This is a genomic window from Pseudomonas tolaasii NCPPB 2192, from assembly GCF_002813445.1.
GTDB classification, from domain to species: Bacteria; Pseudomonadota; Gammaproteobacteria; order Pseudomonadales; family Pseudomonadaceae; genus Aquipseudomonas; species Aquipseudomonas tolaasii.
Window position 1 is genome coordinate 3728897 of the sequence record NZ_PHHD01000001.1, and the last position, 13444, is coordinate 3742340.

General features: G+C 62.0%; 16 protein-coding genes. 12 read left to right on the plus strand and 4 right to left on the minus strand.

Features of this window, described 5'->3' with window-relative positions:
* Positions 1-3: 3 nt before the first annotated feature.
* The 7 genes from ATI14_RS17275 to ATI14_RS17305 all read left to right on the plus strand — a co-directional run bounded on the left by ATI14_RS17275 (position 4) and on the right by ATI14_RS17305 (position 6385).
* A complete protein-coding gene (locus ATI14_RS17275) occupies positions 4-879 on the plus strand; it encodes a LysR family transcriptional regulator (protein ID WP_020372580.1) in 876 nt (291 codons plus the stop codon).
* Between the two features lie 110 nt (positions 880-989).
* Complete coding sequence (locus tag ATI14_RS17280) at positions 990-1415, plus strand: VOC family protein (RefSeq protein WP_016970035.1); 426 nt, start codon at positions 990-992, stop codon at positions 1413-1415.
* A gap of 101 nt (positions 1416-1516) precedes the next feature.
* Complete coding sequence (gene pxpB / locus ATI14_RS17285; RefSeq protein ID WP_016970033.1) at positions 1517-2293, plus strand: 5-oxoprolinase subunit PxpB; 777 nt, start codon at positions 1517-1519, stop codon at positions 2291-2293.
* The gene (locus tag ATI14_RS17290; protein WP_016970031.1) at positions 2290-3231 is read left to right on the plus strand and encodes a 5-oxoprolinase subunit C family protein; all 942 of its coding nucleotides are present in this window, start codon (positions 2290-2292) and stop codon (positions 3229-3231) included. Before pxpB ends, ATI14_RS17290 begins: the two co-directional genes overlap by 4 nt.
* A 168-nt stretch (positions 3232-3399) precedes the next feature.
* On the plus strand, positions 3400-4740 hold the full coding sequence (locus tag ATI14_RS17295) for an MFS transporter (RefSeq protein WP_016970030.1): 1341 nt from the start codon (positions 3400-3402) through the stop codon (positions 4738-4740).
* 114 nt (positions 4741-4854) lie between these two features.
* Positions 4855-5397, plus strand: coding sequence for a cysteine hydrolase family protein (locus ATI14_RS17300; RefSeq protein WP_016970029.1), 543 nt, complete (start codon positions 4855-4857; stop codon positions 5395-5397).
* A gap of 4 nt (positions 5398-5401) precedes the next feature.
* Positions 5402-6385 carry a GlxA family transcriptional regulator gene (locus ATI14_RS17305; RefSeq protein ID WP_016970028.1) on the plus strand — a complete coding sequence of 328 codons (984 nt, stop codon included), beginning with the start codon at positions 5402-5404 and terminating at the stop codon, positions 6383-6385.
* On the opposite strand, the gene ATI14_RS17310 is transcribed toward ATI14_RS17305, so the two are convergent.
* Positions 6356-6523, minus strand: coding sequence for a DUF2986 domain-containing protein (locus ATI14_RS17310; protein ID WP_016970027.1), 168 nt, complete (start codon positions 6521-6523; stop codon positions 6356-6358). The two genes, ATI14_RS17305 and ATI14_RS17310, sit on opposite strands and share 30 nt — an antisense overlap.
* A gap of 68 nt (positions 6524-6591) precedes the next feature.
* Here ATI14_RS17310 and ATI14_RS17315 point away from each other — a divergent pair, with 68 nt between their 5' ends.
* The 3 genes from ATI14_RS17315 (at position 6592) to ATI14_RS17325 (ending at position 8844) form a co-directional block, all read left to right on the plus strand.
* Positions 6592-7548, plus strand: a complete 957-nt coding sequence (locus tag ATI14_RS17315) for a glycoside hydrolase family 6 protein (RefSeq protein ID WP_016970026.1) — start codon at positions 6592-6594, stop codon at positions 7546-7548.
* 182 nt (positions 7549-7730) lie between these two features.
* Positions 7731-8123 (plus strand): YciI family protein, encoded by a 393-nt coding sequence (locus tag ATI14_RS17320; RefSeq protein ID WP_016970025.1) that lies wholly within the window; start codon positions 7731-7733, stop codon positions 8121-8123.
* A 64-nt stretch (positions 8124-8187) separates the two neighbouring features.
* Positions 8188-8844 (plus strand): peroxiredoxin-like family protein, encoded by a 657-nt coding sequence (locus ATI14_RS17325; RefSeq protein ID WP_016970023.1) that lies wholly within the window; start codon positions 8188-8190, stop codon positions 8842-8844.
* Between the two features lie 192 nt (positions 8845-9036).
* Here the strand turns inward: ATI14_RS17325 and ATI14_RS17330 are convergent, their stop codons facing one another.
* Positions 9037-9930 (minus strand): LysR family transcriptional regulator, encoded by an 894-nt coding sequence (locus ATI14_RS17330; protein ID WP_026083335.1) that lies wholly within the window; start codon positions 9928-9930, stop codon positions 9037-9039.
* Between the two features lie 98 nt (positions 9931-10028).
* On the minus strand, positions 10029-11219 hold the full coding sequence (locus ATI14_RS17335) for an MFS transporter (RefSeq protein ID WP_016970021.1): 1191 nt from the start codon (positions 11217-11219) through the stop codon (positions 10029-10031).
* Positions 11220-11334: 115 nt separating this feature from the next.
* Between ATI14_RS17335 and ATI14_RS17340 the strand changes: the two genes are divergently transcribed.
* A complete protein-coding gene (locus ATI14_RS17340) occupies positions 11335-12312 on the plus strand; it encodes a LysR family transcriptional regulator (RefSeq protein WP_016970020.1) in 978 nt (325 codons plus the stop codon).
* 39 nt (positions 12313-12351) lie between these two features.
* Entirely contained in the window at positions 12352-12603 is a 252-nt protein-coding gene (locus tag ATI14_RS17345) for a hypothetical protein (protein WP_016970018.1), read from the plus strand.
* Here the strand turns inward: ATI14_RS17345 and ATI14_RS17350 are convergent.
* Positions 12600-13373, minus strand: coding sequence for an SDR family NAD(P)-dependent oxidoreductase (locus ATI14_RS17350; RefSeq protein ID WP_016970017.1), 774 nt, complete (start codon positions 13371-13373; stop codon positions 12600-12602). The two genes, ATI14_RS17345 and ATI14_RS17350, sit on opposite strands and share 4 nt — an antisense overlap.
* Positions 13374-13444 lie beyond the last annotated feature (71 nt).

The window sequence follows — 13444 nt, forward strand, 5'->3', positions numbered from 1 at the left end:
AGGATGATTCGAGAGTTGAGAACCTTCGTATCCGCCGCGCGGCGCGGCACGTTTGCCGCCGCCGGGCAGCAGGTCGGGCTGACGCAATCGGCGGTGAGCGCGCAGATCAAGCACCTGGAGGACGCGTTGGGGGTCAAGCTGTTCGACCGCACCGGCCGCTCCGCCACCCTCAATGCCGCCGGGCAGCGCGCAGTGCCGCTGGCCGAGGAAATCCTCGATATTTTCTCGCGCATGGGCGCCCCCGACAGTGCCAACAATTTTCACGGCTCGTTGCGCATCGGCGCCATCGGCAGCGTGCAAACCGGCATCCTGCCCCAGGCGCTGGTGGCGCTGAAACGCCGTGCGCCGTTCATCGAAGTGAGCCTGGTGCCCGGCGTGTCGCTCAACTTGCTCAGCCAGGTGGACGCGGGCGAGCTGGACCTGGCGATCATGATCCATCCGCCGTTCAACCTGCCCAAAGACCTCAACACCGAAGTCATCGCCCGCGAGCCGTTTGTGCTGATCACTGCAAAAGACGTGGAGGGCGACGACCCGTTGCAAATCCTGCGCGAGCAACCGTTTGTACGTTACGACCGCGGCTCGTTTGGCGGGCGCCAGGTCACCCAGTTTCTCAAGGAACACAAGATCCAGACGCAACAAGCCCTGGAACTCGACGAGCTGGACGCCATCGTCAAGATGGTGCGCAGTGGCCTCGGCGTGTCCCTGGTGCCCCTGGCGGGCTTGTGGCTGGAACACGATCCCGAGGTGCGGATTTTGCGATTGGACACGCTCACGTTCCACCGCGAAATTGTGCTGCTGACCAAGTACACCCAGCGCCAATTGCCGCTCTTCGCGCTGTTCCGGTCGTGCGTCATGGAAGTGCTGGCTGCGCCGAAATAGGGCGCGAGCATCGAAATTATTGAGGCTCAGGGCGAAAGATATCCGCTTTATTCCCATGGTTTTCTGGTGAAGAATCGAGTTCTAAATAACAGAACGTGCAGGTAACCACCGTGAGCCTTTCGCCCTTTCATCTGGCAATTCCCGTCTACGACCTTGCCGCCGCGCGCCACTTCTACGGCGACGTGTTTGGCCTTTCGGAAGGCCGCTCCAGCGCGCAATGGGTCGACTTCGACTTCTACGGGCACCAACTGGTGATCCATGAACACCCCAAGACCGAATCCCAGGAATCGGTGCACTCCAACCCGGTGGACGGCCACGACGTGCCGGTCCCGCATTTCGGCATCATTTTGCAGTGGGAGCAGTGGGAAGCCCTGGCCGACCGCCTGCGCGCCCGCGAAACACAATTCGTCATCGAGCCCTACATCCGCTTTCAGGGCCAGGTCGGCGAGCAAGCCACCATGTTTCTGTTCGACCCGTGTGGTAATGCTCTGGAATTCAAGGCGTTCAAGGACATGAGCCTGCTGTTCGCCAAGTAAGCCTGACCCGCGCGACCGTCGCCAGCAGAGCGACGGCGTAAACAATACGTGAAGCCTGACCGGGCGGATCTTCATGCCTGCCGCATGCGAGAAACGACGTTATGTCCGACGTTAACTGTGATGTGCGTGATCCGGTCCGTCCGCTGCGCGCCGAGCCGCATTGGCGGTTCGAACCCTGTGGCGACCGTTGCATCGTAGTGGTATTTGCCTCGGTGTTCAGCGCCCAGGCCAACCGCCGCGCGGTGGCGTTCAGTGCGAGCCTGCATCAACAGATGGCGAACGGGTTGCTGGCAGGCATCACGGACGTGATCCCGGCGATGGTTTCGGTGGGGGTCCACTATTCCCCGGAAGTCTACGCCACGCTTTACCCTGAATCGCTGCCCTATGACTCCGTGGTCGACGCGCTCGACCACGCCCTGGCGCACCTGCAAAACGCACCCCGCACAACCCCAAGGCGCCTGGACATTCCGGTGTGCTACGCGGGCGATTGCGCGCCGGACCTGTCGGCCATCGCCAGTGCCTGCGGCCTGACTCCCAACGAGGTGATCGCCGCCCACAGTGGCCAATGGGTGGATGTGCTGATGGTGGGCTTCGCGCCGGGCCATCCTTACATCGGCATGCACGAACCCACGCTGCAACTGGCGCGCCGGGCCGTGCCGCGCACACGGGTGTTGCAGGGCAGCGTGGGGTTGGCCAACCGCCAGAGCGTGATTTACCCCACGGATCTGCCGGGTGGCTGGAACATTGTCGGGCGCACCCCATTGACGATGTTTTCACCCGCCAATGAGCCGCCTTGCCTGCTGACGGGAGGCGACCAGGTGCGTTTTGTGCCGATCACGGCCCGTGAATTTCAACTGATGAGCGCAGAGCAGCCATGACCATCAACGTGCTGCGACCCGGGTTGTTTTCTTCCTTTCAAGACACCGGCCGCACGGGTTTTCAGCACTGGGGCGTGCCCGTCAACGGCGCCATGGACGCCGACGCTCATGCGCTGGCGAACCTGCTGGTCGGCAACCCGATGAGTGCCGCCACGCTGGAAATCACGATTCAAGGTCCCGTGCTGTGTTTCCAGGCCAAGGCGTTGATCGCGCTGGCCGGTGCCGACCTTGGCGCGAGCCTTGATGGCGTCGTACTGAAACCGGGGCAGGCCGCCCGCGTCCAACCGGGCACCGTGCTGCGTTTTGAAAGGCGCGAATACGGTGCCCGCGCCTACCTGGCCGTCAGCGGCGGTTACCTGCTCGACCCCGTGATGAACAGTTGCAGCACCTATAGTCGCGGCGGGTTTGGCGGGCTCTGTGGTCGTGCACTGAAAGCCGGGGACGTGATTCCGATCTGCTCGTCATTCGCCAACCCGCCGCGCCTGAATATTCCGGCGGGGTTGCTGTTTGCCGAGCCTGCTTACCCCGTGGGTGTCCGGGTGCTTCAGGGGCGCGAGTGGGGCGATTTCAGCGAAACCGCCCGGCACGACTTTCTCAACGAACCCTACCGAATGACCGCCGCCTCGGACCGCATGGGCTACCGGCTGGACGGCGCCGCGCTGGCGCTGACCCGGCCCAAACAGCTGCTGTCCGAAAGCGTGGCCTTCGGCACCGTGCAGGTGCCCGTCGGCGGCCAGCCCATTGTGTTGATGGCGGATCGGCAAACCACCGGCGGTTATCCGCGCATCGCACAGGTAGCGAGTGTGGATTTACCAAGGTTGGCGCAATTGATGCCGGGCGATGAAATCCGCTTCTCCCTGATCGACCTGCGCACGGCCCAGCAACTGTGGGTGACACGCGCCCGCACCCTGAAAAGACTGGAGGCTGCCCACTCATAACCACCGCCGCTACCCAATAATAAAAACAGGAGCGCTACATGATTAAGCCCATTTTCAACATTCCTACTGTCGAGCATTAAAACCCTTCGGTTCCCGACGGGTTTACTTCTGGGTGGCGCGAGCCGCCTCAACAACTCAAATGACCAGCGGTCAGAGTGGAAGGTGTTTATGTCTCGAGTTTTCCCAGCGACGGCCCCGTCAGTCAGCTTCGACGAGCCGGAAAAAATCACTGAAAACAGCACCACCCGAATTGCCAAACGCGCCGCCATTGCGGCCGCCACGGGCACGGCGGTGGAGTATTACGAATTCGGTGTGTACGGCTTCATGGCGACGATCATCGCGCCGTTATTCTTCCCCAGCGACAACGCCGCCGCTGCCTTGCTGGCCACGCTGGCGGTATTTGGCAGCGCGTTTTTGATCCGGCCCTTGGGCGGCATCTTGCTCGGGCGTCTGGCGGACCGTATTGGCCGGCGCAAAGTGTTGTTGAGCACGGTGATCGGCATGGGCACGGCGACGGCGGCGATCGGGCTGTTGCCGACCTCCGCCCAGGTGGGCATCGTCGCGCCGATTCTGCTGGTGTTGATCCGCCTTGCCCAGGGCTTTTTTGCCGGGGGCGAAGTGATCGGTGCCGCGGCATTTCTGGCCGAGTCATCGCCCAAGGGGCGGCGCGGTTTCTACGGCGCGTTCACCCCGGTGGGCGTGGCGATTGGCGGGTCGATGGCGGCGATTATCTGCGGCATTACCACAGGCCTCGTCGATGCCGAGCAATTGCAAGCCTGGGCGTGGCGCATCCCGTTTTTTCTTGCGATTCCCCTGGTGATCTTCTCCTGCGTGATGCGCCACAACGTCGAGGAAACCCCTGAGTTCAAAGCCTTTCTCGCCGTGGATAAACCACCTGCCGCGCCCGTGAGGGAAGTGCTCACGCGTAACCTGCCGGCGGTGTTGCGGGTGGTGGTGTTTGCCTTTGCGCAGAACGCCGGTTACTACATCGGCCTGGTGTTCATGAACATCTACCTCACCACATACCTGCATTTCGAGAAGGCCAAAATCTATTGGGTCATCGCCGGCATCAGTCTGTGCATGGCGGCGATGATGCCGTTCTGGGGCGGGCTGTCGGACCGCATCGGGCGCAAGAAGGCGCTGACCATCGGCTTTGTCGGCTACGCCGTGCTGGTGATCCCGATGATGGTGGTGATGAACAACAGCAGCTTGCTGATTGCCGTCATCGCGTTTTTCGTGGCGACGCTGCCGATGCCGGTGATCCAGTCCGTGGGTTACCCCACGTACGCGGAACAGTTTCCGACCCGCGTGCGGTATACGGGCATGGCCATCAGCATCAACCTGGGGGCGATTCTGGGCGGCGGCATCACGCCGTACATCGTCACCGCGTTGATCGGGTCGACCGGCAATTTGCTGGTGCCGGGGTTCTTCATGGCCGGGGCGGCGGTGTGTGCGTTGGTGGCGCTGACCACATTGCGGGAGACGTCCCAGGGCGAACTGCGGCGCTGAGGCAGCATGTCCGAATCCGTCCGCAAGTGGTCTTTGGCGTGTCTGTCGGCGCTTGAGTAACCCTCTTAGCATGGCATGCATCAACCACTCCATTGCATGCCAAGAGGACCTACCATGAGCCGCAAAGCCCTGATCGTTATCGACGCCCAGCAGTCGTTTCGCCATTCCACCTATTGGTCCGAAAATGACCTGCCGGCGTATCTGGAAAAGCAACAAGCCCTGATCGATGGGTGTGTTCAACAAGGTATCCCGGTGGTACAAGTTTTCCATGTTGAAGAGCAGGGGCATTTCTCCATGGCATCGGGCAACGTCAGGACATTGAGTGGGTTATCGATCAACCCTGACCTGATCATTCACAAGCGTCATCACAGTGCGTTCGCCGGCACGCCGCTGGCCGCCCGGCTGACGCAGATGGGCGTCACCTCGTTGATCATCAGCGGCATCCGCACCGAACAGTGCTGCGAAACCACCACGCGCCACGGCTCGGACAGCGGTTTCAGCGTGGACTTCGTCAGCGAAGCCACGCTGACGTTCCCGATGGCTTATTCGCGCAGCGGCCGGGTGTATTCGGCGGCGGAAATTCGCGAGTGCACCGAGCTGGTCCTGGAAGACCGCTTTGCGCGAATCGTCACCGTCGCCGAAGCGCTGGAGCGTTGACCCCATGAGCGTGCCGGTGCTGTTCGTGCTGTTGCCCAATGCGCTGATGCTGGACCTGGCAGGCCCGGCGGAGGTGCTGCGCCTGGCGGGGCAGGTCGACGACCCGGCAGCCGTCGGATTTGACTTGCAGTACGTCAGCCCGGTGGACGCGCTGCAAACGTCCATCGGCTTGCCGCTGAGCGGTTTGGCGCCACTGCCGCAGCGCCTTGAACCCGGTACGCTGGTGGTGTTGGTGGGGTCCACCTCGAAGGTGTCGAACGCGCAGCGGCAGGCCTTCGAAGCCGCCAGCAATACGCTGGTGCAGTGGCTGCAAACGGTTTTCGCGCCCTCGGGCGAACGGTTGGTGTGCGTGTGTGCCGGTGCGTTGGCGGCGGCGCGGGCAGGGTTGCTCGACGGTCGCCAGTGCACCACGCACCACGCACTGTGCGAGACGTTGCAAGCCCTGGCTCCCAACGCCCGAGTGCTGGAAAACCGCCTGTACGTCACCGATGGCCCGATCAGTTGCAGCGCCGGGGTCACCGCCGGCATCGACCTGATGCTGCACTTGGTGGCCGAACTGGCCGGCCCACGGCTGGCCAGTGCGGTGGCGCGGGACATGGTGGTGTACATGCGCCGCAGCGGCGCCGACCCGCAATTATCGCCGTGGACCTGGGGGCGCAATCACCTGCACCCGGCGGTGCATCGCGTGCAGGACGCTGTCGCTGCCGCACCCTGTGAGGCCTGGACCGTTACGCGCATGGCCGGGCTGGCCTTCACCAGCAGCCGCCACCTGGCGCGACTGTTTCATGAACATGTGGGGGCCAGCCCCTTGGACTATCTGCACCGGCTGCGTTTGGCGGTTGCTCGGGAGTTGTTGGCGGAGTCGAGCCTGGACATGGAAACGGTCGCAGAGCGCGCAGGCTTTGGGTCGGCGCGTCACTTGCGGCGTATCTGGGGTAAATATGAAGCGGGCACGCCGTCAGCTGGGCGTGTCGGCGGTTTCGGGTGAGGCTTGAGCGGCTTCGGCTTCGAGTTTCAGGCGGTCGGCTTTGCTGATGTAGCGGTCTTTGCTCTTGGGCGCCAGTTTGGCGCTGGCCTTTTTCGCTTTGGCCTTGAAGAGCTGTTGCAGTTTTTTCTGGCGGTTCATGGGTAGCTACTCAACGGGTAATGGTTTGAATGATATCAGCGACGGTGCCTGCATTGTGGAGTCGAAACATGCTTAAGTTTTCCGTTTGGGTTGCCAGCACTGTCCTGTTGTCGATGCAGTCGGTGGCCCAGGCGGGCGAGGTTTTCTACGTCAACCCTGGGTCGACCGCTGCGCAGTGGGTCAAGCAAAACCCCGACGCGCCTGACGCCGCGAAAATCCGCGCCGCCATCGCCAGCGTGCCCAGCGCCCTTTGGTTGACCGGCACCAGTCAGGCCACCGACCAACTGGAGGCGCGCGTCGCCCACTACGTGTCCGCTGCCGCGAGCGCTCACACCACGCCGGTTCTGGTTGCGTACAACCTGCCACACCGCGATTGCAGCGGTGGCGCATCGGCGGGCGGGGCTGCGAATGCGGCCGCTTACCGTGGCTGGATCGATCAGGTGATCAACGGCGTCGGCGGCAACCCGGCCGTGCTTATTCTTGAGCCGGATGCCTTGCCCGACCTGCAATGCCTCAGCCCGGCTGACCGGAGTGAGCGCCTGTCGCTGTTCAATTACGCCGTATCAGGTTTTAAACGGCGTGCGCCCCAGGCCAATGTTTACCTTGACGCTGGCAATGCCGGCTGGAAACCCGCAGCGTCAATGGCGGACGCCTTGCACGCAGCCGGCGTGAAGGACGCACGCGGTTTTGCCCTGAATATCTCGAATTTCTACAGCCTCGACCAATCACGGCAGTACGCCGACCTCATCAACAACAAGCTCGCAGCTGACCATGCCTACACCAGAGCGGTCGTGGTCGACACCAGCCGCAACGGCAACGGCGCCCACCCCGGTGATTGGTGCAACCCGCCCGGGCGCAAGCTGGGTTTGCCGCCACAGACGCTGTCCCCGAACCTTCTGGCGTTGTGGATCAAGCAACCGGGTAACTCGGACGGTGCATCTTCGCCCAAGGCCGACTGCCACGGCGGCCCGGCCGCCGGTACGTTCAGTGCCGAGCTGGCGGTTCGGTTGATCGACGGCAAATAGAACGTTGATGCGAGCCCATTCTGCCGGCCGCATTCCCGAAAAGAATAAATACTATTCCCCCCTCTGCTCTACCGTGGCAAACCTGCCTGGACAATGCTTGTTCAACGGTTCACCTGGCCGCTCCTGCGGCGGCCAACAGTCCCCTTGAATCATCCAGTCGGCATTGTTCTACAGGTAGCGCTATGACCAGCAAGCGAGTGACACGAACGCAAGTACTTGAAGCCAGCAAAGGCATGCTGCAGAAGCAGTTTTATGCCGTCTTTTCAACGCCCGCCAACGGCATCGAAGCCGTGATGGAAAACTTGCATGAGCATCTTGAACATCAGTGCCAGATAGAGCGCGACGGTATTCTGGTGGCGGCGGGCCCGCACTGGAGTGATGACGAGCAGTACTGGGATGGCGACGGCCTGTTCATCATCCGTGCTACCTCGATTGAGCATGCCAACCGCATTGCCGCGCAGGACCCCATGCACAAATGCGGCGCGCGCACTTTCTCGGTTCGCCCCTGGCTGGTCAATGAAGGGCGACTGAACCTCAGCATCGAATTTTCGACCGGGAAATTCACCTTGAGCTAAGCGTGGCCCGGGGATTCACCTCACGTCGAGAGACACCCTCCCTCCATACCTTCAGGAATTGAACATGACACTTCAAGCCAAACTTGATGCCTTTAATGCTGACTTCGTTGCAGGCAAACCGCCTTACAACGCGCCGCCTCAAGTGCACGTCATCATGAAGCGGGCCACCGCCGAGCTGATTGCCAGCGGCCAGGCTGAACGCGCGTTGAAAGTCGGCGACAAGGCTCCGCAATTTACCCTAAACGACCCCGATGGCAAGCCGGTGTCCTCCGTGGAACTGCTGGCCAAGGGCCCGTTGATCATCACGTTCTACCGGGGCGTGTGGTGCCCTTACTGCAACATGGAGCTGCAAGCGCTGGAAACCGCATTGCCGGGCTTGCGTGAACTGGGCGCCAACCTGGTGGCGATCTCGCCGCAGAACGCCGTCAACAGTCGCAAATCGGTGCGCGAAAACCACCTGAGTTTTCCGATTTTGTCCGACACCCTGAGCGATGTGGCGGCAGCGTTCGGCCTGCGTTTCACCCTGCCTGATTATCTGGTGGATCTGTACAAATCCTTCGGCAACGACCTGCCGGCCTTCAACAACAACCCGGCCTGGGAACTGCCGATGCCGGCACGTTATGTGATTGGCCAGGACGGCGTGATCACCTACGCCGAAGTCAATCCGGACTACACCCAGCGCCCGGATCCATCGGAGTTGCTGCCGGCGCTGCGTGGTTAAACACCGCTTGTTGCAGTGAGCGGTCTTCCTGTGGCGAGCGGGCTTGCCCCGCGTTGGGCTGCGAAGCAGCCCTAAAACCGGGTGCCGCGTTCTGTCTGACAAGCCGCGGCGTTTTTATTGGGGCGGCTGCGCCACCCAACGCGGGGCAAGCCCGCTCGCCACAATATGCCCGCTTGCCACAGAGGCTGTGCTTCACACCCGAATGTTTTTCAGCAACTGCTCCACATAGTCGACAAACGCGCGGGCCTTGGCGCTGGCCATGCGCCCGGTGGGGAAGATCGCCCACAGGTCGAGCGCCGGCAATTCCCAATCCTGCAGCACCGCCACCACTTCGCCGCTTACCAGTTCGGGCCCGAACACCCATTCCGAGGAAACGGTGAGGCTGTAGTCCGACAGCACCGCGGTGCGCACGCCTTCGGCAGCGCTCATGCGTATGCGCCCGCTCAAAGTGACTGCCTGTTCAACCTCGCCCTTCTTGAACACCCATGAAGCGCCACCGGCGCCGATCATGTAGATCACCGCTTCATAATTGGCCAATTCGGCCGGTGACTGCGGTGTGCCGTACCGTTGAAGATAAGCCGGCGTGGCGATCACCCGTCGCCGGCACTTGCCGATCTTTCGCGCGGTGAAATTCGAATCGCTGAGGTTGCCCATGCGCAGGGCAACGTCAGTACCTTCCTCAATAAGGTTCATCGAACGGTCATCCAGGCGCACATCCACGTCGAGCAAGGGGTGCCGGTCGAGAAAACCACCCAGAAAGGGAAGGATGTACAGCCGCGCAAACGTCACGGTGGTGGACACTCGCAAAGTCCCCGCCAACCCGGTGGCGGCCCCGCGTGCGAGCAGTTCGGCTTCGTTGGCGTTTTCGATGACCTTTTTGGCCTGGTCGAAATACAGCAGGCCGGCTTCGGTGGGCGACAGCCCGCGTGTGGAACGGCTGAGCAAACGAACGCCCAGGTGCTCTTCCAGCTGAGCGATGTTTTTTGAAACGGCAGGCTGCCCGACGTTGAGACGCCGGGCCGCTGCAGAAAAAGAACCCGTCTCTACCACGTAGACAAAAGTTTCCATCGCCGCCAGTCGATCCATTTTATTCCCCGTTGGAATGACTCATATCATTCCCGGCAGTCTGCCGGGAATACGGCGGGCCGTGCAAAATTTTTCCGCCGCTTACGCTTGAGGCCGCGTCATCCTGTGTGTCTTCGCGCCAGGGCGACACCCAGCCAGTACAACAAACCTCCCGCAATGACGAACAGCGCCAGCACATAAAACATATGCTGGGGCGGCTGCGTGGCCAGTACGATCCCGCACAGCACCGGCCCCAGCGCTGCGCCGACGTTGTTCAGGTTTTGCGCGGCGTAGTACATGCCGCGCAGGTGGCTGGGGGCGATGTTGTCGATGAACATGTACTCGGCGGGAAACACGATGATTTCGCCGACGGTAAACACGGCCATCGACAACATCCAGCCCATCATCGTGGTGGACAGCGCAAACCCGCCCAGCCCCATGATGAACATGCCCAGCCCCGTCGCGAGCCACAGGTTCAGGTGTGCGTGGCCGATGCGCTTGCCGAGGCTGTATTGCAGGCCGATCACCATCAACGCATTGGTGGCGACAAGCGTGCTGATGAGTTCGTAGGCTGCCTGGGGCGTGGTGGTCACGACCAGGTACTGCGAGAGGTATGCCGTGAATTGGCCGAACACCACCGCACTGAGCAACCCGCCCAGGGTAAAACACACCAGCCGGTAGTCGCGCAGCAGCAGTTTGCCCACCGCCAGGAAGGGTGTTTTCACACGGGCTCCACCGATTGCCAGGTTCCTGTCGCCCCAGACGAAATAGATGAAAAAGAACCCGGCGCCGAGCCCTGCCGACATCAGGAAGGGCAGGCTGATATCCATCGCGGCCAGGCCCGCGCCCAGGAAAGGCCCGACGGCATAGCCGATGTTGGTCAGCGTGTATTTGATCGAGAACACTTCAGCGCGTTCGCCAACGGGCACCAGGCTGGCAAAAGCGGATTTCACCGCGATGTCGATCACCGAGTACGCCAGGTTGACCGTCACCAGTGCGAGGTAGAACAGCCACAGTTCGGGCGCGGCGTACGCTGCGAGAAAGCCCGCGCTGAACACGCCGCAGCAGGTCAGGATCAGCCGATAACTCGACAGGCTGTCCACCAGAAACCCGCCGTACAGGCTCAGCAGTGAGCCGAGGATCAGCGTGCTGCCGATCACCAGGCCGACATCGGCGACGCTCAAGCCGAAGTGGCCCGACAAATAGATCACAAGGTAAGGCAGGGTGATCGCACGGGCGAGGGTCAATACCAGTGAGGCAGACAGCAGCAGGTTGAGGGTCGCAGGGTAATTTTTGAGTGTGGCCAGCATCCGTGCCTCGGGGTCGGTCTTGATAAAGTCCGGGCAGCTTACTGTTGACGCAATTTCTGATTTAGGATGTTTTCTATCGAAACGCCGGAACTGAGTTCATCAATCAAGGAGGGGTATGTTTTCGTCCGAACGCTTGAAGGGCATCGACGTGTTTGTGTGCGTCGCACAACTGGGCAGCTTTACGGCGGCCGCCGACAAACTCAACCTCACAGGCTCCGCCATCAGTAAAAGCGTGGCCCGCCTGGAAAAGCGCCTGGGGGTTCAACTGTTCCAGCGCACCACGCGCAAACTGGCGCTGACGGATGCGGGCACTGCATTTCTGCGCACCTGCACCGGTGTGCTGGCCGACCTGGAAGAAGCCGAGCTGTCCCTCAAAAGCGAAAGCAGCGAGCCGCGCGGGCGCGTGCGCATTGATTTGCCCGGCGCCTATGGCCGCGCCGAGGTGCTGCCGGTGCTGCTGCGCGTGGCCAAAGCCCACCCCTTGCTCGTGCCGCACATCACGTTCAGCGAGGGTGACACTGACCCGCTCAAGGACGACGTGGATATCGTCGTGCGCATCGGCCATGCCGACGCCTGGCCGCAAACGCTGGGGCACCGCCTGCTCGCGCAGGAGTGGCATCTGTTCTGCGCTTCGCCGGACTACCTGGCGCGTCATGGCGAACCGTTGACCGAGTGCGACCTGGAGCAACATCACTGCATCGCCTACGGCTGGCGGGACGGTCGGGTCAGCCCCTGGCGACATGCCGACGAAAAAGGCGCAACCCTGCGCCGGTCCGTCACCCCGCAATTGGTGGTGGGCAATGGCGAGGGGCTGGTGATGGCTGCCGAGGCGGGTTTCGGAATTGTGCAGTTGCCTTTATGGCTGGTGCGGCAGCAGTTGGCGGCGGGCACGTTGGTGCAGGTATTGCCGCAAGGGGCGATCCAGGGCGCGGAGATCCATGTGGCCTGGGTCAAAAGCCGTGAGGTGCAGCCCAAGGTTCAAATACTGGTCGAGGCGTTGGTGGCGGGGTTGGGTTCAGGTGAGCATCTGCCGCCTGAATTGCTCGGGCGTCGTGCCGCACTCGCGCTTGAACATGGCGATAAACGCCGATGACGTGCTGTAACTTTGTCGTGACAGGCAAGTACAACGGCCATGACCGGCTCGGCGCACACCATCGGCCCGGCGCTGGAGGTGGTCGGTTGCAAGCACATTGTGTATGGCTCCGACTGCGGCGTGGCCTGCAATTCTGACGAGACGATTCTGGCCAACCGGGCGGCGATGCTGAAACTCTCTTGCCTCACGCCTGAACAGGTTCAGTTCATCGGGCGCAATGCACTGAACCTGTTTCCACGCGCGGCCGAACGGCTGGCGGCTGCAAACCGGGCGGTGCCGCAGGCGCTTTAAATGCGCCCGGCCGTCACGCCGCCATCCACCGGCAGCACCGTGCCGGTGATCCACGCGGCCTGTTCGCTGGCCATGAACAAAATGGCTTCGGCCACATCGGCGGGCTGGCCATTGCGCCCCAGCGGATGGAAGGCGTTGAACGTCGGCAATACCGCCTTGACTTGCTCGACGTCCATGAAGGTGGTGTACACCGGCGTTTCCACCACCGCAGGCGCTACGGTGTTGATACGGATATTGGCCGAGGCCAGTTCGATTGCCAGGTTGCGGGTCAGGGCATGCACGCCCGCATTGGCCGCCGAGTAAGCCGCCGATGGTGTGGCGCCGATGGCCTGCAAGGCCCACAGCGAGCCGGTTTGCACGATGGTGCCGCCACCGCGTTGTTGCATGGCTTTGGCCGCAGCCTGGGCCATGAAGAATTTGCCCTTGAGGATGATGTCGATAAACCCGTCGTATTCGTGCTCTTCCACTTCCAGGAAGGGTTTGGGGTTAAACACGCCGGCGTTGTTGATCAGAATGTCCACGCCGCCGAACGCAGCGGTTGCCAGGTCTACCAAGGCGTTGGCGGTGGCAGGTTGGGCAATGTCGGCGGCCAGGGTGCGCACGTGTTTGCCGCTTGGGTCGATTTGCGCGGCGGCCTGTTCGAGCTTGGCCGCATCGCGACCGCTGATCACCACACTGGCGCCTTCGGCGACCAGGCGCTGGGCGACTTCTTTACCGATACCCGAACCACCCCCGGTGACGATGGCGACTTTGGAAGAAAATCTTTGCATGTTGAATGTGTCCTGTGCCGGTTCAATGGTAAATGATCTACAGGTGAGCTTTGGTGCGTTGGTCCTGGCTG